Source organism: Rhodoferax sp. GW821-FHT10B06 (assembly GCF_059415605.1).
The window spans coordinates 50,834-75,541 of record NZ_JBWKNO010000009.1 but is presented as its reverse complement, the minus strand read 5'-3'; the positions used below and the strand labels follow the sequence as shown (position 1 = coordinate 75,541).

Below are 24,708 nucleotides of genomic sequence, written 5' to 3'. Positions count from 1 at the left end.
GGGAAGCGGTGTACTTGCTATATTTTTAATAGCTTTTTGCGCAGTATTTATCTGCGATGTAAGCCTTTTTTATGGTGGTTGTTTGCGGGCGGCGCCCAGGTAGGTGTCAATCACCCTTGGGTCCCGGGCCAGGTCGGCGGCGCGGCCTTGCAGGCTGACGTCGCCCATCTCCAGCACGTAGCCGTGGTCGGCAGCTTCCAGGGCGGCGCGGGCGTTTTGCTCGACCAGCAGAATCGTCACGCCGGTCTGGCGCAGGGTGTGGATGATCTTGAAGATCTCGCGCACCACCAGCGGTGCCAGGCCCAGGCTGGGCTCGTCCAGCATCAGTAGGGTGGGGCGCGACATCATGGCGCGGCCCACGGCCAGCATCTGGCGTTCACCACCAGACAAGGTGCCGGCCAGCTGCAGGCGCCGGTCCTTCAGGCGCGGAAACAGGGCGTAGACCACATCCAACTGGTCGCGCCAGGCCTTGTTGCGCAGGCGCAGCTGGCGGAAGGCGCCCAGCACCAGGTTGTCTTCCACGGGCATGCTGCTGAACAGCTCGCGCTTTTCCGGCACCAGGGCCATGCCCAGCATGACGCGGTCTTCCAGCGACAGCTTGTGCAGCGGCTGGCCCTGGAATTCCATTGCGCCCTGGGACGGCAGGATGCCCATCACCGCATTCAGCAGCGTGGACTTGCCGGCGCCGTTGGGGCCGATGACGGTGATGACGCTGCCGGCGGCCGCCTGCAGCGACACGCCGTGCAGTACTTCGGCCTTGCCGTAGCCGGCGCGCAGGCCGGAGATGGAGAGCAGGGGTTGGCTCATGCTGAGACCTCCTCGGGTTGCGGTGCGGGGACTGCGGTGTCTTCGTCGGTGCCCAGGTAGGCGGCACGCACAGCGGGGCTGGCCTGCACCTGGGCGGGTGTGCCTTCCATCAGGTGGGTGCCGAACTCCATCACCACGATGTGGTCGCAGACGTCCATCACCAGGTCCATGTCGTGCTCGACCAGCAAGATGGCCATGCCCTCGGCACGCAACTGGCGCAGCACCGCACCCAGGGCCAGCTTTTCCTTGTGGCGCAGGCCGGCGGCGGGCTCGTCCAGCAGCAGCAGGGCCGGGTCGCTGCACAGGGCGCGGGCAATTTCCAGCAGGCGCTGCGGGCCCATGGCCAGGTTGCCGGCCAGCTCGTGCAGTTGGGCACCCATGCCCACGCGCTGCAACTGGTGTGCGGCCTCGCGCAACAGGCGTTGCTCTTCATGGCGGTCCAGGCGCAGCATGGAAGACAGCGCGCCTTTACCGCCGCGCAGATGGGCGCCCAGGGCCACGTTTTCCAGCACCGTCATTTCCGGGATCATCTTCACGTGCTGGAAGGTGCGCGAGATGCCGCGCTGGGCGATCTGGCGTGAGGGCAGGCCGCTGACCACCTGGCCGCGGAAGCGCACTTCGCCGGATGTCAGGCCCAGCACGCCGGTGATCAGGTTGAATGTGGTGGACTTGCCCGCGCCGTTGGGGCCGATCAGCCCGCTGATCTGCCCGGCCCGGATGCTGAAGCTGATGTCGTTCACCGCCGTCAGGCCGCCGAACTGTTTGCGGATGGCGCGTACGTCCAGCACCAGACTATTCGCTTCGGGCTTGCTGCGTGCGGGCAGCGGGGTGGCCTGGGTCCAGTCTTCGGTCCGGGGTGGGTTGGGCAGCCAGCGCGCCACCAGCGACCACAGGCCATCGGGCAGATACTTCAGCACCAGCACCAGCACGATGCCGAACACGATGGTTTCAAAGTTGCCGCTGGCGCCGATCAGCTTGGGCAGCAGCACCTGCAGCTGGTCTTCCAGCAGCTTGGTCAGCAGGGCCCCGGTGAGTGCGCCCCAGATCTGGCCCACGCCGCCCAGCACGGCCATGAACAGGTATTCAATGCCCATCTTCAGGCCGAAGGGCGAGGGGTTCACCGTGCGCTGGAAGTGCGCGAACAGCCAGCCCGATACGCTGGCAAACAGCGCGGCAATGGTGAAGATGCCGATCTTGAAGCGCAGGGTATTGATGCCCATGGCCTCGGCCATCAGTGCGCCGGTGCGCAGCGAGCGTATGGCCCGGCCGGTACGCGAGTCCAGCAGGTTGATGAGTGCAAAAGCGCCCAGCAAGACCAGCACCCAGGTCAGCACAAAGAAGGGTTTGCCGCCGCCCAGGTCCCAGCCGAACAGGGTGATGCCGGGCACGCCCAGCAGGCCGTCGTACTTGCCCAGCGCGTCCAGGTTGCCCATCAGGTAGTAGAGCGACAGGCCCCAGGCAATGGTGGCCAGCGGCAGGTAGTGGCCCGACATGCGCAGCGTCAGCACACCCAACAGCATGGCGCTGGTGCCGGTGATGGTCAGGCCGATGAAGACGGTGAGCCAGGGCGACAGGCCGTATTGGGTGCACAGGTAGGCGCTGGTGTAGGCGCCTACGCCCACAAATGCCGCCTGGCCGAAGGAGGTCAGGCCGCCAATGCCGGTCAGCAGCACCAGGCCCAGCACCACCAGGCTGTAGAGCCCAATGTAGTTCAGTTGGGTGACCCAGAAGTCGGGCAGGGGCAGGCAGGCGAGCAGGCCCACGGCGGCCAGCAGCACCAGGCGCAGTACGGTATTGTTCAATGGGGTTTTCATCGTATGCAGCCTGCGTATCAGTGGTCGTGGTCGTGGTCGGCGTGGCCGTTGGCGAGCGAGCGCCACAGCAGCACCGGCAAGATGAGGGTGAACACGATTACTTCCTTGAAGGCGCTGGCCCAGAACGAGGAGAAGGCCTCGACGATGCCGACAAACAGCGCGCCGATGGCCGCTGCCGGGTAGCTGGCCAGCCCGCCGATCACCGCGGCCACAAAGCCCTTGAGGCCGATCAGAAAACCGGAGTCATAAAAGATGGTGGTGGTCGGGCCAATCAGCAAGCCGGACAGCGCGCCTATCAGCGCGGCCATGGCTAGCGTGAGGCTGCCCGCGGTGTGGGTGGAGATGCCCACCAGGCGCGCGCCCAGCCGGTTGATGGCGGTGGCGCGCAGGGCCTTGCCATACAGCGTGCGCTCAAAGAATAGCCACAGCAGCACGATCAGCGCCAAGGAGGCCGTGCAGATGATGATGGCCTGGCCGTTTAGGTTGACGGCGCCCAGCTGGAAGCGCTGGTCCCAGAACGTGGGGTTGCGAAAGCCCTCGGCACCGAAGAACAGCAGGCCCAGGCCGGTCATCGCAAAGTGCACGCCTACCGAGACGATCAGCAGCACCAGGGTACTGGCATCGGCCAGCGACTGGTAGACCACGCGGTACATCAGCGGGCCAAAGGCTGTCACGATGCAGACGCTCAGTGCGGCCTGTACCAGCAGCGGAAACTGGCGTGGCGCGGCCCAGGCGGTGACGGCGGCAATCGCTACCGGAATGGCCAGGGTGCGCAGCAGGGCCAGGACCGCGGCACCGGGCTGGCGCAGGCGCTGCCAGGCGCCCCAGGCGTTCATCAGCGCGGCCACGCTGGCCAGAATCACCAGCAGCCAGACGGTGCCGGGAATGGCGCCGGTCTGCAATATGGCCAGGGTGAGTGCGCCATAGGCGACGAATTCACCCTGCGGGATGAAGATGACGCGCGTGACGGCGAACACCAGCACGATGGCCAGGCCGAGCAGGGCGTAGATCGCACCGTTGGTGATGCCGTCCAACAGCAGGACGCTGGCAATCGAAAAATCCATGGAAAGTCCTAGAGAAATAGAGTGCGACAGGCGTCAGCCTTACTCGACCTTCCAGTCGCCGTTGACCACTTTCACGATCACACCGGTTTCATTGGTGTAGCCCCAGTGGTCGTCCTTGGTCCAGTTCATTACGCCTTGCGACAGCGGCGTGCGGCCCATGGTCTCCAGCGCGTCGCGCAGCGCAGAGCGGAATTCCTTGGTGCCGGGCTTGGCCTTCTTCAGCGCCATGGGGATGATTTTTTCCAGGATGATCTCGGCATCAAAGGAGTGCGCGGCAAACTGGTTGCGGCTGCCCGGGCCGTAGCTCTTCTCGTACTTCTGCACGTAGTCCAGCGCCAGCTTTTTGGAGGGGTTGCTGTCGGGCAGTTGTTCGGGTGCGATCACCGGGCCGGAGACCACGTAGGCGCCGTCGATGTCCTTGCCGCCCACGCGCATCAGGTCGCGGGTGGCGGCTGCGTGGGTTTGGTAGATCTTGCCCTTGTAGCCGCGCTCGACTACCGCCTTTTGCGGCATGGCGGCGCCGCTGCCGGAAGCGGCGATCAGGATCGCATCGGGCTGGGTGGACACCAGCTTCAGCGCCTGTGCGGTGGCGCCCGTGTCGGTGCGCGCAAAGCGCTCGGATGCAATCACCTTGATGCCGGCCTTCTCGGCCACGGCGGTGAACTCCTTGAGCCAGCTCTCGCCGTAGGAGTCGGTGTAGCCCAGGAAGCCCACGGTTTTCACGCCCTGCTTCTTCATGTGCTCGACCACGGCATAGGACATCACGGCCGTGGACTGCGGCAGGCGGAAGCTCCAGAAGTCTTTGCCGGGCTGCAGCGGGGTGGGGGAGGCCACCAGCTGCGGCGTTTCCGTCTCAAATGCCACGCCCGCGACCGCGATGCCCACCGGGGTGGCGGCCGAGCCGATCAGCAGGTCTACCTTGTCGTCCGACACCAGGCGGCGGGCGTTCTTCACACCGTTGGTGGGGTCGGTCGCGTCGTCGAGCACGATGACGTTCAGCTTCTCGCCGGCGATGGTTTGTGGCCACAGCTTCATTTCGTTGGCCATGGGAATGCCCAGGCCCGAGGCGGGGCCAGTCAGAGGCAACACCACGCCAATGGTGACGTCGGCCAGCGCCAGGCCGGATGCCATGGATGCCGCCAATGCAATGGCTGTGAGGGTGGATGTCTTGGTGCGCTGCATGGTTTGTCTCCTGTTGTGGATGGGGGATGCCGGCCGTCTTGCAAGACGTGGCTCTCCTTGATTTGTCTTAACTATAGTTATTAAAAATAACTATAACAAGGAGAAAAATGGGTTTGTATTAGGGGCTTTCCCTGATTGCCGGCATGGGCGTGGCGCAGCGTATGGGCTCCAGCTGCAGTCCTGCTACACGCCACAATCGGGCATGCCCAATGACATTTCATCCCTCACACAGGCTCTGCGCGACTTTGCTGCCGCGCGCAATTGGGAGCCATTCCATTCACCCAAAAACCTGGCTGCCGCCCTCAGCGTGGAGGCTGCCGAGCTGCTGGAGCATTTCCAGTGGCTGACCGAGGCGCAAAGCCGCGAGTTGGCTGGCGACAAGAAAGCCGAAGTGGCGGCCGAAGCGGCCGATGTGCTGCTGTACCTGCTGCAGCTGTGCGACAAGCTGGACATCGACCTGCTGGACGCCGCCCGGCGCAAGATGCTGGTCAACGCGGTGAAGTACCCCGTGCCAGCGGCGCGCTGAGGTCTGCTATTGAATGCATAGCTGCTCGCGCTTACTCAATTTGCGCTACGGCCTGATTCAATGCTTGTCTCGGGGATCTGATAATGGTCGCCGGGTGGGTACTTTTCTACAAGGATTGCGGCGTTGAAAACACTGGTGCTGGGTGGTTATGGGAATTTTGGCGCGCGTATTTGCCGGGCTTTAGCGGGTGACGCCGCGATACAGCTGTGCATAGGCGGCCGTGACCTGCAGCGGGCCCAGGCTTTGGCGCAGACATTGGGCCATGGCGTGCAGGCGGTTGCCGTGGACCATTCGGCACCGGATTTTTCCCAGACCCTACGCCGTATGGGGGTGGAGTTGCTGATCCATACCGCTGGGCCGTTTCAACAACAGGATTACGCCGTAGCCCAGGCTGCCGCTGAGGCGGGAGCGCATTACCTGGACCTGGCCGATGGCCGTCGTTTCGTGTGTGATTTTCCGGCTGCGTTGCAGGCCCGTTTTGTGGCTGCCGAGCGCGTGGCGGTGTCGGGCGCCAGCACGGTGCCGGCTTTGTCGTCTGCCGTCGTGGAGCACCTGTGCCAGGGTTGGCAGCGCATAGATACAGTGGATATATGTATTGCCCCGGCGCAAACGGCCCCCCGGGGCAAGGCCACCTTGGCCGGGGTGTTGAGTTACTGCGGGGCACCCATTTCTGTCTGGATGGAGGGGCGGTGGACGTCTTTGCTCGGCTGGGCGCAGCCTGCACTGGTGCAGTTTGCCCGCTTGCGCCCCCGTCTGGGCGCCCTGTGCGACATTCCCGATCTGGAGCTGTTTCCCGCCCGGTACCAGGTGACCCAGCGCGTCATGTTCCGCGCTGCATTGGAGCTGCGGTGGACCCAGCAGTTTTTCGCGCTGCTGGCGGCGTTGCGGGCACGTGGACTGCTGCCTGCGCCGGACCGCCTGGCGGGCGTGCTGAACCGGACTGCCAGATGGTTTGATTTTTTGGGAACCGCCCTGGGCGGCATGGTGGTGCGGGTGCAGGGCCTGGATGCTGCCGGTCAGCCCGCCCATCGGGCCTGGCATATTGCGGCCGACCATGACCATGGACCGGAAATTCCCTGCATGGCTGCCATCTTGCTGGCCCGCCGATGGGCCCGAGGCGGGCTGCCGGCTGCGGGTGCATTGCCTTGCATGGGCTTGCTGGATCTGGCGGAGTTTTCGCCCGAGTTCGCGCGCTGGGGCATGGTGACCGACGTGCTGGATGAGGGCAGCGCACATGGCGCATGAAAAGTTGGAGTTTCCTATGCCTGCCTGCGCAGAGGTGGTGTTTGATGCGTTCCACTATTACCAATGGCGTGCCCGCTGGGACTCCTTGGTCAGTGACACCCGGGTCGTCGGTGGAGCACCATGCCCTAGCCAGGGTGCTGTGACGGAGAACACCGGTGCGGGCATGTTGCGTAGCCTGTCCATGCGCACCCAGTTTGTTTCCTATGACAGGCCGAGGCTCGCCGCTGCGAAGATGTTGGGGCATGCATTTCCGTTTACGCAGTGGGCGGCTTCCATGCGACACCGCTCCACTGGGCTGAATACGTCCGTGCTGGTCTATACCTACACATTCGAGGTGGGCCCAGCGGTTTTGCGGCCATTTTTGAGCCCTGTCGTTGCTTGGGTATTCGCCCGGCAAACGCAGCGACGCTTTGCCAGGTTGCACGCATTTCTGGTGCGGCACGCTGATGAGGTGCTGCGCTGGCAGGAGGAGGCGGGCAGGGCGAGCAGCCTATCTATGAAGGGCCAGGCCAGATGACACTTTCCCGGAGTGATCTTGTCTTGCTGCGTTACAGCCTGGTGTTTGTCTGGCTCGCCACGGCGCTGGTGAGTGTGTGGGAGCTGCGGGGGCAAAGTCTGGGTTTGCTGGCCGTGGCGGGCATATACAACCCGCTTGTGGCCCAGGGGCTGGTCTGGGCCGGGGCGGGTGCGGACCTGGTACTGGCGGTGGCCATGTGCTGTAAGCCTGGTCGTGTCACGTACGGGGCGGCACTCCTACTTATGGCCGTCATGACCCTGGTGGCCACGGTGCTGGATGCATCGCTGTGGCTACATCCGCTAGGGCCTCTGACGAAGAACGTACCGATTGCGGCTGTGTTGTGGGTATTGGCGAAGGCGCGGATATGAGTTGGTATTTGACGATCAAGTGGCTGCACATCCTGTCCAGCGTGGTGCTGGTGGGTACCGGCTTTGGCTCGGCTTTCTATTTCTTTTGCGTCAACCGTACGCGCAACCTGGCGGCGCAGGCCGAGGTGGCGAAGCTGGTCGTGCGGGCCGACTGGTGGTTCACAACGCCCACGGTCGTGGTCCAGCCTGCCACCGGTTTGTGGATGGCCCACTTGGCTGGGTGGCCATTGACCACGCCCTGGCTTGCCTTGTCCTTGGCTTTGTTTGTGTTGGCGGGCCTGTGCTGGCTGCCCGTTGTGTGGCTGCAGATTCGGATGGCTAGCCTTGCGGACCAAGCCGTACGTGAAGGGAGCAGCCTGCCGGTGATCTACTGGCGTTACGCCCGCTGGTGGGAGGCCTTGGGCTACCCGGCATTTCTGGCGATGCTGGGTGTTTTTTATTTGATGGTGGCCAAGCCCGCATGGGAGTAGTAGGAACAACGCGGTGCCAGCAGCACGTCGAGACTTGCTATTGAAAAAATAGCTGCTAGCGCAGGTGTTAATTGCGCTAGAGCCTATTTTCTATAGAAATCTGCAGCGGGGCCAGGCTGCACCGTAGGGCCGCTCAGGACAGGCGCAGTGGGGCCTTGCCTGCCAGGGCTTGCGGGGCGGTGTGGGCTGCCGACGTTGCCAGCTTGAAGGTATCCACTACCTGTGTCAGCTGGGTGGCCTGGGTTGTCAGGCTCTGGGCGGCTGCAGCGGACTGTTCTACCAGCGCAGCATTTTGCTGGGTCATCTGGTCGAGCTCGACTACCGCCGCGCTGACCAGGTCGATGCGCTCGGACTGCTCGGACGAGGTGGACGTGATTTCCCCGATGATGTGCGACACCCGCTGCACCGAACCGACGATTTCGGTCATGGTTTTGCCGGCGTTATCGACCAGACGCGAGCCTGCGTCCACGCGGTCCACGCTGGCCGCGATCAGGCCCTTGATCTCCTTGGCGGCGTCGGCGCTGCGTCCGGCCAGGTTGCGTACTTCGCTGGCCACCACGGCAAAGCCGCGGCCTTGCTCGCCTGCGCGGGCGGCTTCCACGGCGGCGTTCAGGGCCAGGATGTTGGTCTGGAAGGCGATGCCGTCAATCACGCCGATGATGTCGGCAATCTTTTTGGAGCTGCTGTTGATCTCGTCCATGGTGCTGACGACCTGGGCCACGACCTGCCCACCGCGTGCCGCGACTTCGGCGGCCGATGTCGCCAACTGGTTGGCCTGGCGGGCGGAGTCGGCGGACTGCCGGACGATGCCGGTCAGCTCCTCCATGGAGGCGGCGGTCTGCTGCAGATTGCTGGCAGTGTGCTCGGTGCGCTGGCTCAGGTCCTGGTTGCCGTGGGCGATTTCCACCGCCGCGGTACTGATGTTCTGCGTGGTGTCGCGCAGATGGGCCACGGTGCTGGCCCAGCGGCTGCGCATGCTCTCCAGACGGCGTAGCAGCTGGCCGGTTTCGTCCTGGCTGCTGGATTCGATAGCGTGCGACAGGTCGCCCTCGGCCATGCGGTCGGCCTCTTCCACGGCGTGGCGCAGTGGCAGCTTGACGGAGCGGGTTATGAACCAGGCGGCACCGATGCCAAAGCTGATGGCCAGGCAGGCCACTATCAGCAGCACCTGGATGCCGCTTGTGGCTTGCTGCACCACGTCCGCCTGGTTGTCTGAGATTTGCTGCGCGGCGTTCTGCTGGAGTGCGTCTATGGAGTGCAGCCAGGTGTCCTGCGATGCGCTCCAGGCCTCCAGATTGGTACGCAGCTCCAGGCGGATGAGTACCGCAATGTCTTGCACGGCGCTGGCCGAGCCGGCTTTCTCAATTGCCGACAGGAAGATGGTGGATGCATCCTTGCGCGCCGCCTCCAGGCTGGTGAGCTGCTTCTTCTCTTCGTCGGTATCGGCCCGCTGGGCCAATTGCTTGGACTGCTTGTCATAGCTGTCGTAGGCGCCGGCCAGGCGTTTGTATTCTTTTTCCAGGTCTTCTGGTGTGGTCAGGATCGCCAGATTGCGCATGGACATGGCGGTCTGGTTGACTTGCTGACGCATCTGGTCCACCAGCGCCACCTTGGGGCTGAGCACTTCGCTGATGGTGGCTACGCGGTGTCGCGTGTTCTGCATGCTGACCAGCGAGACAGCGGTAATGATGGCCAGCAAGCCCACCATGACGCCAAAGCCGATGGACAGTCTGCGGGAAATGGTGGCGTTGCCGATGAAGGAGAGTTGCATAGTCGTTTAAAAAGGAGATGCAAGCCGGTGTTCGCCCGGCTTGCAAGGCGAGGTGGCACTGCCCGGCACAAAAAAAAGGGGCTGCGCTGCAGCCCCAAGAATCTAGAACACCGGGTGGCCGGTAATGATCGACGGTAGCCAGGTGGAGAACGATGGCACATAGGTCACCAGGTTGATGGCTATCCATATCGCCAGGTAGTAGGGCCAGGCGGTTTTGGTTGCCTCACCAATCGATATATTGCCTATGGCACACCCCACGAATTGAACCGTACCTACCGGCGGGTGGACCAGGCCGAGCGCGCAATTCAGCAACAGCATCATGCCGAACTGCACCGGGCCCACACCCATCTGGATCGCCAGCGGTAGGAACAGCGGCGTGGTGATCAGGATGTGCGCCGCCATGTCCAGGAAGATGCCCAGAAAGATCTGGATGATGTTGATGTACAGCAGCATCAGCCAAGGCGTGGTGGTGGCGTGCAGCAGGGCCGCCTCGATCGCATCTGGAATTTCCAGGTAGGCCATTTGCCAGCGCAACATGTTGGACACACCGATCAGCAGCAGGATCACACCCGTGGTTTTGGACGCCTTCTTCAGCGACTTGATCAGCTTTTCCTTGCTCATGGTGCGGTAGATCGCCGACGTCAGCAGCAGCGAATAGGCCACGGCAATCGCCGCTGCCTCGGTGGCGGTGGTGACGCCGCCCATCACGCAGCCCAGAATCACCACGATCACCATCAGGCCCGGGATGGCCGCGATGAAGGTGGTCAGCACCGCATACCAGCCAGGGAATTTCTCCAGCATGGACGAGCCGTCAGCCCGCTTGGGGAAGCCGTTCTTGTTGGCCTGCCAGTAGGCGGCGATCAGCATGCAGACCATGATCCAGAACACCGGAATCAGCCCGGCAAACATCAGGTCGCCAATGGACACGCCGCGGATGGGGTGGCCGTCGATCATGCCGCTGGCAGCCTGGGCCGCAAACGCATAGATGATCATGTTGTGCGAGGTAGGCATCAGCGCACCGGTCAGCGATGCGTGGGTGGTCACGTTCACCGCGTAGTCGGCGCTATAGCCTTCACGCTTCATGATCGGGATCATCACGCCGCCCATGGCCGAGGTGTCGGCGATGGGAGAGCCCGAGACACCGCCAAACAGCGTGCTGGCCATCACGTTGGCCAGGCCCAGCCCGCCCTTCATGTGGCCGACCAGGCTGCGTGCGAAGTTCAGGATCTTGTCGGCAATGCCGCCGTGCAGCATCAGCTCGCCAGAGAAGATGAAGAACGGAATCGCCAGGAACGAGAACACGTTCATGCCAGAGACCATCATCTGCATGGCGGTAGCCAGGGGCAGGCCCTCTACCGCAAAGGTGGCCAAGCAGCTCAGACCGATCGCAAAAGCGACAGGCACGCCCAGCACGAGGAAGAGCACGAAGCTCAGGGAGAGTACAGCGAGTTCCATATTCAGACGGTGGTTTTCTTCAGGAACAGCGCCAGCAGGTGCTTGACTGAAAACAGGACGATGAGGACACCAGCAATCACCGGGGGCAAATAGCGGAAGGCTTCGGAAATGCCCAACGTGGGAATGGTGTCGTGCCGGGTGGATGTAGCCATGTGTTCGCAACCCCACAGCAGTACTAAGGCAAATGTGATGGTTAGCAGCTCGACCAGCACGTGGCATACGAACTGCCCCTTGGCGGGCAGCAACTTGACGGCTGAGTCCAGGCCGATATGGCCGACATCATGCACGCCCGCAGCGGCGCCGAACATGGCGACGGAGATGACCAGCAGCAGGGCGACCTGTTCCACATACGGAGGCGCGTCGTTGAATGCGTAGCGCATCACGACGCCGTAGATGACCACCAGGCCCAGTGCGGCCAGGCAGACACTGGCCAGGCGCAGCACCCAGTTGGACAGGTGCGCGTTGATTGAGTTGAATAATTCCATGGTGCGGCTTTGGCACGGCTTTGCCGCCGCGCCCAGGAGCGCGGCGGCAGAAGCGATTTACTTGACGTTGACGATCTCTTGCACCAGAGCCTTCAGCTCAGGCGTGCCGGCGAACTTGTCCCAGATGGGCTTTTCCACGTCCACAAAGCTCTTCTTGTCGATCTCGGTGGCGGGCACGATCTTGGCGCCGCTCTTCAGCACGGCTGCACGGGCTTCTTTTTCCTTGGCATCCCACAGGCCTACATAGTAAGGAACGGAGGCCTTGGCGGCTTTGCGCAGCGCGGCTTGTTCGGCGGGAGTCAAGGTGTCCCATATCTTCTTGGAGAACACCACGATTTCAGGCGTCATGACGTGCATGGTTTCAGAGAAAATCGGCGCCGATTCGAAATGCTTGGTCTCTTCGTACGAAGGCAGGTTGTTTTCTGCTGCGTCCACCAGGCCGGTTTTCAGGCCGGTGTAGACCTCGGCAAAAGGCATGGGGGTGGGGGAGGCACCCATGGCGTTCACCATGGCCACCATCAGGTCCGAGGGTTGCACGCGGATCTTGATACCCTTCATGTCGGCCACGCTCTTGATGGGCTTCTTGGCGTAGATGGAGCGCTGGCCGCTTTCATACATGGCCAGGCCGATAAAGCCGGCTTTTTCAAACGAGGCCAGGATTTTGTCGCCCTGGGCGCCGTAGATGGCCTTGCGGAAATGCTCCACGTCACGGAACAGGAAGGGCAGGGATGGCACCATGGATTCGGGCACGATGCCGTTGAAGGTGGTCAGGCTAACGCGCACCATGTCGATGGCGCCGATCTTGACCTGTTCCACGGTGTCTTTCTCAGAGCCCAGCGCGCTGTCGCTGAATACCTTGATGTTGTCCTTGCCGCCGGTGTCCTTGCTCAGCTCTTCGCCCATGAACTTCACCGCCATATTGGTGGGGAATTCCTTGGCGTGCACATCGGCCGAGCGGAAGTTGCGGGCCGAAGCCTGGCCGCTGACGACGCAGAAAGCGGCTGCGGCGATCAGGCTGAGAATTTTGCGATGGTTTGTCTTCATGGATTTTCCTGGTTGAGGCTTTGGATGGCTAATTGATCAGTCATCCTACAACTCAAACCGTAAAAGTAACAAAGGGTAAACCCGAATTGTGCCCTACCTTAGTCCTTGGGGGCGTCCTGCGGCTGGCTTTTGCGCAACCTTTCACGGCTGTTCGACAAGTGGGTGCGCATGGCCGCGCGGGCGGAGTCGCTGTCCTGATCGCGTATGGCGTGGTAGATGCTCTCGTGCTCGCCATGGACCTTTTGCAGGTAGGCCAGGCGGCCCTCGGGCACGTTTTGCAGTGTATTGATACGGGTGCGCGGGATGATCATGGTGCCCAAGTAGGTCATCAGATCGGCAAAATGCTGGTTGCCCGTGGCACGGGCCACCTCCATATGGAACTGGAAGTCGGCCGGCACGGCGTCCGAGTCCTGCGGAATGGCGTTCTTGAAGTTCTGCAGCGCGGTTTCCAGCTGGGTCAGATTGGTTTGCGTGCGGCGCTGGGCTGCCAGGCCGGCGGCCTCGGTTTCCAGGCTGATGCGCAGCTCCAGCAGGGCGATCACGTCGGCCACGGTGGCAAAGTCTTCGGGCGCAATCTTGAAGTTGCGTGTGTCGGGCGGCTCGATCACGAAGGTGCCTATGCCGTGCCGTGTTTCCACCAGGCCCGAGGCTTGCAGCTTGGACAGGGCCTCGCGCACCACGGTGCGGCTGACATCAAAGCGGGCCATCAGCTCGACCTCGGTGGGCAGCTTTTCGCCCGGAGGCAGCTGGCCTTGGCGGATGGTGGCGGCCAGCGTGTCTACGATTTCAGTGACCAGGCCCCGTGGACGTCGAGCGCGGGGAATGGAGGCTGCCGGTGTTTCGCTGTTGTTGTAAGTGCCGGTGTGGGTGGCGGAGGCCATAAAAAAATCCTTGACACGGAGAGAGTAGGTTATGAGAATCTATGTTGTCAGACAACGTACGACTGATGTGTGGAGCTGCTGGCCCACTGTATAGCAAAGCCTTTGGCAAAGTCCAGCAATAGACGCCAAAGAACACCAAACTGGTGTTTACACGGAGATCGGGACAAACATGGTCATCAAAGTGCACGAAAAAATCCTGCTCACAGGCGCCGCTGGCGGCCTGGGCAAGGTACTGCGCGAAAGCCTGAAACAAAACTGCACCACTCTGCGTCTATCCGACGTGGTGGACTTCGGCCCCGCGGCCGCGGGCGAGGAAATCATGCTCGCCGACCTGGCCGACGCCGCCGCGGTAGACGCCATGGTGCAGGGCGTGGAAGCGATTGTGCACATGGGTGGCAAGTCGCTGGACGGCCCGTTCGGCCCCATCATGCAGGCCAACATCCTGGGCGCCTACAACCTATACGAGGCGGCTCGTAAATTCGGCGTGAAGCGGGTGGTGTTTGCCAGCTCCAACCACGTCACCGGCTTTTACCGCCAGGACGAAACCATTACCGCCGATGCACCCGCCCGACCGGACGGCAACTACGGCCTGAGCAAAGCCTTTGGTGAAGACCTGGCGCGCTACTACTTTGACCGCTACGGCATCGAGACCGCTTGCGTGCGCATAGGCTCGTCGTTTGCCGAACCCAAGGACCGCCGCATGCTGGCGACCTGGCTGAGCTTCAACGACCTGCACCGCCTGGTCACCGCCTGCCTTACCACGCCAGCGCTGGGCTTCACCATCATCTTCGGTATGTCCAACAACCCGGTCACCTGGTGGGACAACTCCCGCGCCCGCCATGTCGGCTATATGCCGCAGGACAGCTCGGAGGTGTTCCGCGAGGCCGTATATGCGCGGACCCCGCCGCCGGATTTCAACGACCCTGCAGCCTTGCACCAGGGCGGCGCCTTTGTGCGCATGGGCCCGTACGAAAAATGAGTACGGCACACGCCATCGCCAGCACCCGCGACCGCGTGGGCGAATGCCCGGTGTGGTCGGTGGCCGAGCAGGCCCTGTACTGGGTGGACATCGAAGGCCGCCAGATCCGCCGCTGGACTGCCGCTACCGAGCAGGTTCAGAGCTGGACCCTGCCAGAGCGCGTGGGCTGCATCGCCCTGGCCGCCGCCGGTGGCGTGGTGGCCGCGATGGAAACCGGCATTTACGTCGTGCAGCTGGATAAGGCAGAGCCCAGCTTGCGCTGCCTGGCCAGCATCAGCCACCCCGCACCCGGCATGCGCTTCAACGACGGGCGCTGCGATACCCAGGGCCGCTTCTGGGTCAGCACCATGGTGATGGACATGGGCCTGGCTTCGCCGCGGGGTGCCATCTACTGCCTGGACGGCAAGGGCCTGAGCACTGCGCGGATGGACGGCTTCATCACTCCGAACGGCATGGCTTTCAGTGCGGATGGCCGCACCGGCTATGTGTCCGATTCGCACCCCAGCGTGCAGAAGATCTGGCGCTTTGCGCTGGACGCCGACGGCATGCCCGGCCCGCGCGAGTTGTTTGTCGACATGCAGCCCCTGCCGGGTCGCCCCGACGGCGCTGCGCTGGACGTGGAAGGCCACTACTGGATCTGCGCCAACGACGCCGGCCTGGTGCACCGTTTCGACCCGCAAGGCCGCTTGGTGGCATCGCTGGAGGTGCCGGTGGCCAAGCCCTCGATGTGCGCCTTTGGCGGGCCAGACCTGGATGTGCTGTATGTGGCCTCCATCCAGCCCGGCAATGTAGACCCCGCGAATCCAGGTTTGAACGGCGCCGTGTTCGCGCTCAAACCCGGTGTGCGCGGCCTGCCAGAGCCGCTTTTTGTATAGCAAAAACTGCTGGATAAAACATGCCTCCGCCGCAGATGAATCCAGCGCCAGGTGCTATCTAAAAAATAGCAATTTTTTTGTAAACCCTTTTTCCACTGAGACATAACCATGACACCCCAAGACCTCAAAACCATCATGGGCTCCGGCCTGCTGTCCTTCCCCATCACCGACTTCGACGAGCAGGGCGAATTCCGCCCCAAGACCTATATCGAGCGTCTGGAATGGTTGGCACCCTACGGCGCCAGCGCGCTGTTCGCAGCGGGTGGCACGGGTGAATACTTCTCGCTGGCCGGTGCCGAGTACAGCCAGGTCATCAAGACTGCGGTGGACACCTGCCGTGGCAAGGTGCCGATCATTGCCGGCGCCGGTGGCCCAACCCGCATGGCTATCGCCCATGCACAAGAAGCCGAGCGCCTGGGCGCCCACGGCATTCTGCTGCTGCCGCACTACCTGACCGAAGCCGGCCAGGAAGGCCTGATCGAGCATGTGGCGCAGGTCTGCAACAGCGTGAAGTTCGGCGTCATCGTCTACAACCGCGACCGTACCAAGCTGACCCCCGCATCGCTGCGCATCCTGGCTGACCGTTGCCCGAACCTGATTGGCTTCAAGGATGGTGTGGGCAACATCGAAACCATGTCCTCCATCTTCATGGCCATGGGCGACCGCTTTGCCTACCTGGGTGGCTTGCCGACCGCTGAGGTTTATGCAGCGGCCTACAAGGCGCTGGGCACGCCGGTGTACTCGTCGGCCGTGTTCAACTTCATCCCCAAGACCGCGATGGAGTTCTACCACGCGGTGGCCGCTGACGACATGGCCACGCAGCACCGCCTGTTGAAGGAGTTCTTCATGCCTTACCTGGGCATTCGCAACCGTGTCGAAGGTTACGGCGTAAGCATCATCAAGGCCGGCGCCAAGATCGTCGGCCACGACGGCGGCCCCGTGCGCGCTCCATTGAGTGACTTGAAGCCTTCCGAGGTGGAAGAGCTGGCCGCGTTGATCAAGAAGCTGGGCCCACAGTAAACCGCCATGACCCAAAAACACGACAACTACATCAATGGCGCCTGGGTCGCAGGTGCGACCTATGCCGCCAACGTCAACCCGTCCAACCTGGGCGATGTGATTGGCGAATACACCCAGGCCGACGCGGCCCAGCTGGACGCAGCCGTGCAGGCGGCCCAGGCCGCTTTCCCCGCCTGGTCCACCGGCAACATCCAGGCCCGTGCCGATGCGCTGGACAAGATCGGCACCGAAATCCTGGCCCGCCGCGAAGAGTTGGGCACGCTGCTGGCCCGTGAAGAAGGCAAGACCAAGGTTGAAGGCATTGGCGAAGCCACCCGCGCCGGCAATATCTTCAAGTTCTTTGCGGGCGAATGCCTGCGCCTGACCGGTGAGACCGTGCCCTCGGTGCGCAGCGGCGTGGGCGTGGAAATCACCCGCGAACCGCTGGGCGTGATCGGCCTGATCACCCCCTGGAACTTCCCCATCGCCATTCCCGCCTGGAAGATTGCCCCGGCCCTGGCCTACGGCAACTGCGTGGTGCTCAAGCCTGCCGACCTGGTGCCCGGTTGCGCCTGGGCGCTGGCCGAGATCATCAGCCGCAGCGGCATTCCTGCCGGCGTGTTCAACCTGGTGATGGGCCGTGGCTCCGTCATTGGCGACCCGCTGGTGAACCACCCCGGTGTGTCGGCCATCAGCTTCACCGGCTCGCAAGGCGTGGGCGCCCGCATCGCCCAGCAGTGCGCGCTGAACCTGAAGAAGGTGCAGTTGGAAATGGGCGGCAAGAACCCGCAGGTCATTCTGGACGACGCCGACCTGGCCCAGGCCGTGGAGCTGAGCGTGCAAAGCGCGTTCTTCAGCACCGGCCAGCGCTGCACGGCCTCCAGCCGCCTGATCGTGACCGAAGGCATTTATCCGCAGTTTGTAGCCGCCATGCAGGCCCGTATGGCCAAGCTGAAGATTGGCGACGCCCTGGCTGCCGGTATCGACATTGGCCCGGTGTCTTCGCTGTCGCAGTTGCAGCAAGACCTGGACTATGTGTCCATCGGCCAGGCAGAAGGTGCGCGGCTGCTGGCCGGTGGTGAACGTCTGCAGCGCGATACCGAAGGCTTTTTCATGGCCCCGGCGCTACTGACCGACACCACGGCGGCGATGCGCATCAACCGCGAAGAAGTGTTCGGCCCGGTGGCCAGCATCATCCGCGTGAAGGGCTATGAAGAGGCATTGGCCGAGGCGAACAACACGCCATTCGGCCTGGCCGCTGGCATCGCCACCACCAGCCTGAAATACGCCACGCACTTCAAGCGTCACAGCCAGGCTGGCATGGTGATGGTGAACCTGCCGACCGCGGGTGTGGACTACCACGTGCCGTTTGGGGGGCGCAAGGGTTCCAGCTTCGGCTCACGCGAGCAGGGCCGTTATGCGCAGGAATTCTTCACCACGGTAAAGACCGCCTACACTTTCGCCTAAGATTTCGCCTGAGAAAAAGGGCGACAACAAGGGCGACACAATGCACAAGGTAGTACTGTTTGGTGAATGCATGCTGGAACTGCAAGGCGAGGCCTTTGGCAGCATGCACCAGGGTTTTGGCGGCGACACGCTGAATACCGCCGTCTACCTTGCGCGTTGTGCGACGGGATTGCAGGTCTGCTACGCCACCGCGCTGGGGGATGACGGCCTGAGCGCCGGCATGCTGCAGCGCTGGCAGGCCGAGCGGCTGGATGTGTCGCTGGTGCAGCGCCTACCGGGCCGAATGCCCGGGCTCTACCTGATCCAGGTGGATGCCCAGGGCGAGCGCAGCTTCAGCTACTGGCGCGATAACAGTGCGGCCAAGGCCTATTTCGACGCCGCCATCACGCCGCTGGAGGCCGAGGCGGACAGCCTGGATGCCTTCTACATCAGCGGCATCAGCCTGGCCATCCTGCCGCCTGCTGGGCGGGAGCGCCTGTTTGCGCTGATGGGCCGCCTGCGCGCACGCGGCGCCACGGTGGTATTCGACAACAACTACCGGCCGCGCCTATGGGCCAGCCGTGAAGAAGCCTTGGCAAACTTTGACCGGGCCTATGCTCTGGCCAGCATCGCCCTGATCACTGCCGACGATGAGCAGGCCTTGCGTAATCTGCCCACGCTGCAGGCGGCGGTAGACACTGCCCAGGCACTGTCTTGTGCCGAGGTGGTGGTCAAGCGAGGTCGCGATGCAACCCTGGTACGCAGCGCATCAGGCGTGCTGGAGGTGCCAACCGAGCGGGTCGATAAGGTGGTGGACACCACGGCTGCAGGGGATTCATTTGCTGCCGGCTACTTGGCCGTGCGCCTGCAGGGCGGTAGTATGGCTGACGCGGCACGCCACGGTAACCGCCTCGCGGGCCGGGTCATACAGCACCGCGGCGCGCTGATTCCGCAGGACGTGATGACCGACCTGGTGCTATAGAAATAGTAGCTGCTTGCGCAGGTATTACCTGCGCTCGCGGCCTATTTCGCTTTTAAAGCGGTGACTTCGATTTCTATCTTCATGCGTGGGTCCAGCAGGCCCGCCGCAATCACCATGGCCGCCGGCTTGGCCCGGCCCAGGTAGCGCCGCAGCACCGGCCAGCAGGGCTCGAAGTTGGCCCCGTTGGGCAGCACGTAGTTCACCCGTACGACATCGTCCAGGCTGGCGCCGGCCTGTTCCAGCGCTGCCTGGATGTTTTTTAGGCACTGCTCGGCCTGCGCCACCACGTCGTCCGAGATGGTCATGCTGGCGTAGTCAAAGCCGGTGGTACCGGAGACAAACACCCAGTCGCCATGCACCACGGCGCGTGAATAACCGATCTGTTCTTCAAAAGGTGAGCCGGAGCTGATGAGTTTGCGTTGCATGGTGAGAGAGTTCGTTTAGTGGATCAGAATGTTAGACACGGTCAGACCAATCGCCAGGCAGCTGGTCAAGCCTGGAGACTCTATACCGAACAGGTTGACCAGGCCCGGCACGCCATGTGTCGCCGGTCCTTGGATCAAAAAGTCCCGGACCGCTTCAAACGGCGCGTGGATCTTCGGACGTATGCCTGCGTAGCCGGGCTGCAGCGCGCCATCGGCCAGGCCGGGCCAGTACTTGCGTACCTCGGCGTAAAAGGCCGCGCCGCGCGCCGGGTCTACCAGCAGGTCGTTTGGGTCGTCCACCCACTGCACATCGGGGCCGAACCTGGCCTGGCCGCCCAGGTCCAGCGTCAGGTGCACGCCCAGACCTGCAGCCTGCGGGGCGGGGTAGACCAGGTGCCGGAACGGCGCGCGCGCATTCAGCGTGAAGTAGTTGCCCTTGGCGTAATAGCTGGGCGGCACGTGCCGCGCATCCAGTCCTGTGCAGTGCCGGGCCAGCGACTGGGCTTGCAGGCCGGCGGCGTTGACCACGCTGCGGGCCTGTAAGCGCGTGCCGTCTTTTGCTTCCAAAATAAGAGCGCCTTGCGTAGATTCCATCTGCGCCAGCGGCGTATTCAATGCCACAAGCCCGCCCGCGTGCTCCAGGTCGGCCTGCAGCGCCAGCATCAGCCCATGGCTGTCCACAATGCCGGTGCTGGGCGAGAGCAGGGCGCCCGCGCATTCCAGCTGCGGCTCCAGCGCCAGGGCGGCGGCGCGGTCCAGCAGCACTAGGTCGTCCACGCCATTGGCCAGGCCTTGGGTACGAATGCTGTGCAGGAGTGCCATTTGCGTGGTGTCTGTGGCGACGATGAGTTTGCCGCAGCGCCGGTGGTCAATGCCTCGCTCGGCGCAGTAGGCGTACAGCAGTTGTTTGCCTTGCACGCAAAGCTGCGCTTTGAGTGAACCGGTAGCGTAGTAAATGCCGGCGTGGACGACTTCGCTGTTGCGTGAACTGGTGCCGGTGCCAATGGCGGATTCTGCCTCCAGTATCAAGACCTCACGCCTCTGTAAGGCCAGGGCCCGCGCTACCGCCAGGCCGACCACGCCGGCTCCGATGACGACCACATCGACTTGTTCTAGCATCCTGAAACTCTATCAGGCATACGCTTTGATGGCTGTTCAGCTGAATGCAAACAGCGAAAGAGATCTCGTCACCATAGCCGAACTTTGGCGTATGGCTTGGTCAAATAGGCGTTTGAAGCTCAATCAGAACTGGATTTTATTTCCGAGAAGACTCGGTTTGCATTTGCTGCTGGGCGCAGTTTGTCATTGCATTCCTGTGTCCAGTGATGCCGACAACGACTTTCGTGCCGTTAGTAGCGTGTTGTACTCAGCGCCGTGCGTTGTGTGGCATTGCGCGTATTTTTCTTCACGGCCAGCTGACGAACCTGATAATCCAAAGATGGATTTTCTGTGCAAAAAATTATGGAAAGGCATGTACTCAAGAAAATAGAACCCGCCAGGGTGGGCTCTATTTCTTCAGTGGGATCAGTTCTGTTTGCGTTTGCTGGCGGCGATAAGGCCAACGAGGCCCAGTCCGAATAGAGCCAGCGAATTTGGCTCAGGGACGGTATTTGCAACAACGCCATTAATTTGGGTTTGGACACCCTGGGCATCGGTAAAAGTCGCGTATGGAGAGGCTTCAATTCCTCCCTCTGTGGCCGCGAAGAGCAGTGAAAACTGACCATCCTCCGCGTAGAGGAAACTGCTTATTGGGCCACTCACGCTAACAAGAAAGCCATTGTCACTCCAGGAGCCGAAGAGGTAACTCGCTCCCATTCCGCCTAGCTTGTCAAACAGAGTGATAGTTCCATCATCCGCTGAAAATTGTGAATTGCAAAAGCTAATCTCTTCAACCACCGAACATATTTCGATGCCTGTTTGAATGCTCAAGGACACCGCGTTGGATGGTTCCGAAAAGTTGAACACTACCGGTGTGCCGGTATTGACGGGGATTGACCATGCTGGGGTTGCCAAAGCTGTGGCCGCCGTTGCAACAACTGAGATGAGTGCGCGCTTCAAATTGACCATTTAACAGTTTCAAAAATTAAACGGCATGTAAAGCAAACTACAGGCCAGTGTATGAATTCAAGGACTTACATCACAAGCAAATCCTTCTTGTAAAGAATTTCGACAAATTGGAAAGGGGTTTTGGTGTCCGCTATCTGACTAAAAAAATGTTCGACGATGACATTGCAGATGCGAACAGGTGTTTAGAGAGCAGCATGAAAGGTGTGCGGGCAAAGAGGGAGAAGCGGTATCCGGCCTTGTCGGATCTACCGATTCTTCTTGTTCGACTCTGCGTGGGGAAGCCACGCACAGCATGCAAGCTTCTTGGTGTTACTGAAGCGTGTCGCGCTGGGCCAGGCCCGGGAACAGGCGCAGCCACAGGGCCGCCACCACCAGCGTGCCTATGCCGCCCAGCACCACCGAGCCCACCGGGCCTAGCAGCGCGGCTGTGGCGCCGGACTCGAACTCGCCCAGCTGGTTGGACGCACCGATGAACACCGAATTCACAGCGCTGACCCGGCCCCGCATTTCGTTGGGCGTTTCCAGCTGCACCAGGGTTTGGCGCACCACCACGCTGACCATGTCGGCACTGCCGGAAATGCCCAGTACCACCAGCGACAGCAGCAGGCTGGTAGACGCACCGAACACCACCATGCACAGCCCGTACACGCCCACGGCCAGCAGCAGGGTGCGGCCCACACGGCGCTGCAGCGGCCAGCGGGTGAGGGCGATGGACATGGTCAAGGCACCCACGGCCGGAGCGGCGCGCAGCAGGCCCAGGCCCCAGGGCCCGGTGTGCAGAATATCCTTGGCAAACATGGGCAGCAGCGCGGTGGCACCGCCCAGCAGCACGGCAAACAGGTCCAGTGACACGGCGCCTAGAATCGGCTTGTGTTCCCAGATGAAGTGCACACCGGCCAGCACACTTTTCAGCGTCATGGGCTCGCGCGGCGGCGGTACATGGTCGTAGCGCAGGCCGTTGAGCAGCAGCACGCTGATACCGAACAGCAGCACACCCGCTGCATAGACCGCACTGGCCCCGGCCAGAAAGATGGCCCCACCCAGTGCTGGGCCGCCTATGGTGGCCGCCTGGTTACCAGCTGAGCTGAGTGCCATGGCACGCGGCAGCAGGGCTGGCGGCACCAACAAGGGTGTCAAGGCCTGCTGTGCCGGCATCTGGAAGGCCCGCGCCGCACCCAGCAGTAGTGACACGAACAACAGCCAGCTGCGGCTGACCCATTCTTCATGCGTGACCAACAGCAGTGACAAGGCCACCAGGGCCTGCACAGCTACGCAGCAGGCCACGATGCGACCCCGGTGCACCCGGTCGGCCACATGGCCGGCCAGCAGTGACAGCAGCAGGGCGGGCAGAAACTGCAGCAGCCCCACCAGGCCCAGGTCCCAGGCGCTGCCGGTTAGGTCGTACATCTGCCAGCCCACGGCCAACATCAGGATCTGGCTGCCCAAGGTGCCGAAGATGCGGGCAATCCAGAGCCGGACGAAGGCGCGGTGTTGGAACAAGTCGGGCAATGGGGGCCTTCGTGCGGGCAAGAATAGGTGCTATTGAATTGAGAGCTGCTGGCGCAGCTATTACCTGCGCTGGCAGTCGATTTTCTTTAAACCCTAGTGCAGGGTCTCGCCGTCGGGTGCGCCGGGCGTGATATTGAAAAAGCTGGCGCCTGTGCTGCCACGGCCGATTTCTTCCTCGGTCGCTTCGCGCACGTCTTCCACCCGCAGTTTCAGGCGCAGGGCAATGCCGGACAGCGGATGGTTGCCGTCCAGCACCACATGCTCGGGGTAGATTTCGGACACGGTGTACAGCACGTCCTGCGGGATGTCGGGGCTGGTGCCTTTGGGCAGTGCCGTGCCTTCGAAGACCATGCCTTCTTCCAGTTCGCTGGGGAACAGATTGCGTGCTTCCAGGAAGAGCAACTGGTCGTTGAAGTCGCCAAAAGCGTCTTCAGGCTCCAGCTGCAGCTCGACCACGGAGCCCGGCGCCAGGCCGATCAGCGCTTCCTCGATCTTCTTCAGCAGGTCGGAGCCACCGACCAAAAATTCGACGGGTTCGTCCAGGACGTCCAGCTCTTCGCCCAGGGTGTCTTTCAGCGTCCAGGTCAGGGCTGCGACGCATTGTTGTGTGATTTCCATAGGAGAATTGTCGCAGTTTAGGCACCCGTCCTGACCACGCACACAAGGAAAACCATGGACGTTACCCAGATTCTGCCCCTGCTCGGTGGCATCAGCCCGCAGCAGTTTATGCAGCGCTACTGGCAGAAAAAACCTTTGTTGATCCGCCAGGCCATCCCCGGCTTTCAGGCTTTGCTGGACCGCAGTGCGCTGTTTGCGCTGGCCGAGCAGGAGGAAGTCGAGTCGCGCCTGGTAACCCAGGACAAGGGCCAATGGAAGATGAAAACCGGTCCGTTCCAGCGCCGCGCCTTGCCAGCCCTGAAGACCCCGGGCTGGAGCCTGCTGGTGCAGGGCGTGGACACCCATGCCGCCACCGTGCATGCGCTGCTGCAGCAGTTCCGCTTTGTGCCTGATGTGCGCCTGGATGACCTGATGATCAGCTACGCCACCGACGGCGGCGGTGTCGGCCCGCACTTTGACAGCTACGATGTGTTTTTGCTGCAAGCCCACGGCCAACGCCGCTGGCGCATCGGCCGGCAAAAGGATTTGACGCTGGTGGAGGGCGCGCCGCTGAAGATACTGGCCGAATTCACGCACGAGCAGGAGTTTGTGCTCGAGCCGGGCGACATGCTCTACCTGCCGCCGCGTTATGCGCATGACGGCGTTGCCGTGGGCGAGTGCATGACCTATTCCATCGGTTTCCGGGCTCCCAGTCGCGGTGAGCTGGCGCGCGAGCTGCTGCAGCGTATGGCCGAGGAGGCCGATGACGTTGTGGGCGAGGCCTTGTACGGCGATGCCGGCCAGCCTGCGACCGAGAATCCGGGTGCCATTCCGGCATCTTTACAAGACTTTGCACAGTCCGCTTTGACGGCTTTGCTGGACGATCCGCAGGCCTTGCAATGCGCTTTGGGCGAGGTTTTGACCGAGCCCAAAGCCAACGTCTGGTTCGATCCGCAAGAGCTTTCCGGGCCGCTGGAAAACGTTGTGTTGGACCCGCGCACCCGCATGGTCTACGACGCCCACCACATCTTCATCAACGGTGAAAGCTACCGCGCCTCGGGCAAGGATGCGACCCTGATGCGCCGCCTGTCCGACCAGCGTCGGCTGGATGCCAAAACCCTGGCCAAAGCCAGCACCGACGCGTACTCGCTGCTGGTGTCGTGGTGCGAATCGGGCTGGGTGCACACGGACTGAGGTCGT

Annotated in this window: 25 protein-coding genes; 11 read left to right on the top strand and 14 right to left on the bottom strand. The window is 62.4% G+C overall.

Annotated elements, in window-relative coordinates; all coding sequences use genetic code 11:
- Positions 1-69 precede the first annotated feature (69 nt).
- The 4 genes from AC07O2_RS15345 to AC07O2_RS15330 are packed head-to-tail and all read right to left on the bottom strand — an operon-like array spanning position 70 to position 4,867.
- The gene (locus AC07O2_RS15345) at positions 70-807 is read right to left on the bottom strand and encodes an ABC transporter ATP-binding protein (protein WP_495076612.1); all 738 of its coding nucleotides are present in this window, start codon (positions 805-807) and stop codon (positions 70-72) included.
- Complete coding sequence (locus tag AC07O2_RS15340; protein WP_495076611.1) at positions 804-2,621, bottom strand: branched-chain amino acid ABC transporter ATP-binding protein/permease; 1,818 nt, start codon at positions 2,619-2,621, stop codon at positions 804-806. Before AC07O2_RS15340 ends, AC07O2_RS15345 begins: the two co-directional genes overlap by 4 nt.
- A 17-nt stretch (positions 2,622-2,638) precedes the next feature.
- On the bottom strand, positions 2,639-3,685 hold the full coding sequence (locus AC07O2_RS15335; RefSeq protein WP_495076610.1) for a branched-chain amino acid ABC transporter permease: 1,047 nt from the start codon (positions 3,683-3,685) through the stop codon (positions 2,639-2,641).
- Positions 3,686-3,724: 39 nt separating this feature from the next.
- A complete protein-coding gene (locus AC07O2_RS15330; RefSeq protein ID WP_495076609.1) occupies positions 3,725-4,867 on the bottom strand; it encodes an ABC transporter substrate-binding protein in 1,143 nt (380 codons plus the stop codon).
- A gap of 202 nt (positions 4,868-5,069) precedes the next feature.
- On the opposite strand from AC07O2_RS15330, the gene AC07O2_RS15325 reads away from it, so the two are divergent.
- The 5 genes from AC07O2_RS15325 to AC07O2_RS15305 all read left to right on the top strand — a co-directional run bounded on the left by AC07O2_RS15325 (position 5,070) and on the right by AC07O2_RS15305 (position 7,993).
- On the top strand, positions 5,070-5,393 hold the full coding sequence (locus tag AC07O2_RS15325) for a nucleotide pyrophosphohydrolase (RefSeq protein ID WP_495076608.1): 324 nt from the start codon (positions 5,070-5,072) through the stop codon (positions 5,391-5,393).
- A 123-nt stretch (positions 5,394-5,516) separates the two neighbouring features.
- Entirely contained in the window at positions 5,517-6,638 is a 1,122-nt protein-coding gene (locus AC07O2_RS15320) for a saccharopine dehydrogenase family protein (RefSeq protein ID WP_495076607.1), read from the top strand.
- Positions 6,628-7,155, top strand: coding sequence for an SRPBCC family protein (locus AC07O2_RS15315; RefSeq protein WP_495076606.1), 528 nt, complete (start codon positions 6,628-6,630; stop codon positions 7,153-7,155). Before AC07O2_RS15320 ends, AC07O2_RS15315 begins: the two co-directional genes overlap by 11 nt.
- Complete coding sequence (locus AC07O2_RS15310) at positions 7,152-7,523, top strand: DoxX-like family protein (protein ID WP_495076605.1); 372 nt, start codon at positions 7,152-7,154, stop codon at positions 7,521-7,523. The genes AC07O2_RS15315 and AC07O2_RS15310 overlap by 4 nt, the downstream gene beginning before the upstream one ends.
- Positions 7,520-7,993: a DUF2269 family protein gene (locus AC07O2_RS15305; protein WP_495076604.1), complete on the top strand. Its 474-nt coding sequence runs from the start codon at positions 7,520-7,522 to the stop codon at positions 7,991-7,993. Before AC07O2_RS15310 ends, AC07O2_RS15305 begins: the two co-directional genes overlap by 4 nt.
- Positions 7,994-8,126: 133 nt before the next feature.
- On the opposite strand, the gene AC07O2_RS15300 is transcribed toward AC07O2_RS15305, so the two are convergent.
- The 5 genes from AC07O2_RS15300 to AC07O2_RS15280 all read right to left on the bottom strand — a co-directional run bounded on the left by AC07O2_RS15300 (position 8,127) and on the right by AC07O2_RS15280 (position 13,629).
- Positions 8,127-9,764: a methyl-accepting chemotaxis protein gene (locus AC07O2_RS15300; RefSeq protein ID WP_495076603.1), complete on the bottom strand. Its 1,638-nt coding sequence runs from the start codon at positions 9,762-9,764 to the stop codon at positions 8,127-8,129.
- Positions 9,765-9,866: 102 nt separating this feature from the next.
- Complete coding sequence (locus AC07O2_RS15295) at positions 9,867-11,219, bottom strand: TRAP transporter large permease (RefSeq protein WP_495076602.1); 1,353 nt, start codon at positions 11,217-11,219, stop codon at positions 9,867-9,869.
- Positions 11,220-11,221: 2 nt separating this feature from the next.
- Complete coding sequence (locus tag AC07O2_RS15290; protein ID WP_495076601.1) at positions 11,222-11,704, bottom strand: TRAP transporter small permease; 483 nt, start codon at positions 11,702-11,704, stop codon at positions 11,222-11,224.
- A gap of 57 nt (positions 11,705-11,761) precedes the next feature.
- Positions 11,762-12,748: a TRAP transporter substrate-binding protein gene (locus tag AC07O2_RS15285; protein WP_495076600.1), complete on the bottom strand. Its 987-nt coding sequence runs from the start codon at positions 12,746-12,748 to the stop codon at positions 11,762-11,764.
- Positions 12,749-12,846: 98 nt separating this feature from the next.
- Positions 12,847-13,629 (bottom strand): FadR/GntR family transcriptional regulator, encoded by a 783-nt coding sequence (locus AC07O2_RS15280; RefSeq protein ID WP_495076599.1) that lies wholly within the window; start codon positions 13,627-13,629, stop codon positions 12,847-12,849.
- Positions 13,630-13,798: 169 nt separating this feature from the next.
- Between AC07O2_RS15280 and AC07O2_RS15275 the strand changes: the two genes are divergently transcribed.
- The 5 genes from AC07O2_RS15275 (at position 13,799) to AC07O2_RS15255 (ending at position 18,910) form a co-directional block, all read left to right on the top strand.
- Positions 13,799-14,608, top strand: coding sequence for an NAD-dependent epimerase/dehydratase family protein (locus tag AC07O2_RS15275; protein WP_495076598.1), 810 nt, complete (start codon positions 13,799-13,801; stop codon positions 14,606-14,608).
- On the top strand, positions 14,605-15,483 hold the full coding sequence (locus AC07O2_RS15270) for an SMP-30/gluconolactonase/LRE family protein (protein ID WP_495076597.1): 879 nt from the start codon (positions 14,605-14,607) through the stop codon (positions 15,481-15,483). The genes AC07O2_RS15275 and AC07O2_RS15270 overlap by 4 nt, the downstream gene beginning before the upstream one ends.
- 108 nt (positions 15,484-15,591) lie before the next feature.
- Positions 15,592-16,503 (top strand): 5-dehydro-4-deoxyglucarate dehydratase, encoded by a 912-nt coding sequence (gene kdgD, locus AC07O2_RS15265; RefSeq protein ID WP_495076596.1) that lies wholly within the window; start codon positions 15,592-15,594, stop codon positions 16,501-16,503.
- 6 nt (positions 16,504-16,509) lie between these two features.
- Positions 16,510-17,949, top strand: coding sequence for an aldehyde dehydrogenase family protein (locus tag AC07O2_RS15260; RefSeq protein WP_495076595.1), 1,440 nt, complete (start codon positions 16,510-16,512; stop codon positions 17,947-17,949).
- Between the two features lie 40 nt (positions 17,950-17,989).
- Complete coding sequence (locus AC07O2_RS15255; protein WP_495076594.1) at positions 17,990-18,910, top strand: sugar kinase; 921 nt, start codon at positions 17,990-17,992, stop codon at positions 18,908-18,910.
- Positions 18,911-18,951: 41 nt separating this feature from the next.
- Here the strand turns inward: AC07O2_RS15255 and AC07O2_RS15250 are convergent, their stop codons facing one another.
- The 5 genes from AC07O2_RS15250 to AC07O2_RS15230 all read right to left on the bottom strand — a co-directional run bounded on the left by AC07O2_RS15250 (position 18,952) and on the right by AC07O2_RS15230 (position 23,529).
- Positions 18,952-19,335, bottom strand: coding sequence for a RidA family protein (locus AC07O2_RS15250; protein WP_495076593.1), 384 nt, complete (start codon positions 19,333-19,335; stop codon positions 18,952-18,954).
- A gap of 15 nt (positions 19,336-19,350) precedes the next feature.
- Positions 19,351-20,454: an NAD(P)/FAD-dependent oxidoreductase gene (locus AC07O2_RS15245; protein WP_495076592.1), complete on the bottom strand. Its 1,104-nt coding sequence runs from the start codon at positions 20,452-20,454 to the stop codon at positions 19,351-19,353.
- 405 nt (positions 20,455-20,859) lie between these two features.
- Positions 20,860-21,402 carry a PEP-CTERM sorting domain-containing protein gene (locus tag AC07O2_RS15240; protein ID WP_495076591.1) on the bottom strand — a complete coding sequence of 181 codons (543 nt, stop codon included), beginning with the start codon at positions 21,400-21,402 and terminating at the stop codon, positions 20,860-20,862.
- Positions 21,403-21,711: 309 nt separating this feature from the next.
- Positions 21,712-22,911 carry an MFS transporter gene (locus AC07O2_RS15235; protein ID WP_495076590.1) on the bottom strand — a complete coding sequence of 400 codons (1,200 nt, stop codon included), beginning with the start codon at positions 22,909-22,911 and terminating at the stop codon, positions 21,712-21,714.
- Between the two features lie 93 nt (positions 22,912-23,004).
- Positions 23,005-23,529: an FKBP-type peptidyl-prolyl cis-trans isomerase gene (locus AC07O2_RS15230; RefSeq protein WP_495076589.1), complete on the bottom strand. Its 525-nt coding sequence runs from the start codon at positions 23,527-23,529 to the stop codon at positions 23,005-23,007.
- Positions 23,530-23,583: 54 nt separating this feature from the next.
- Here AC07O2_RS15230 and AC07O2_RS15225 point away from each other — a divergent pair, with 54 nt between their 5' ends.
- Entirely contained in the window at positions 23,584-24,702 is a 1,119-nt protein-coding gene (locus AC07O2_RS15225) for a JmjC domain-containing protein (protein ID WP_495076588.1), read from the top strand.
- Positions 24,703-24,708: the final 6 nt, after the last annotated feature.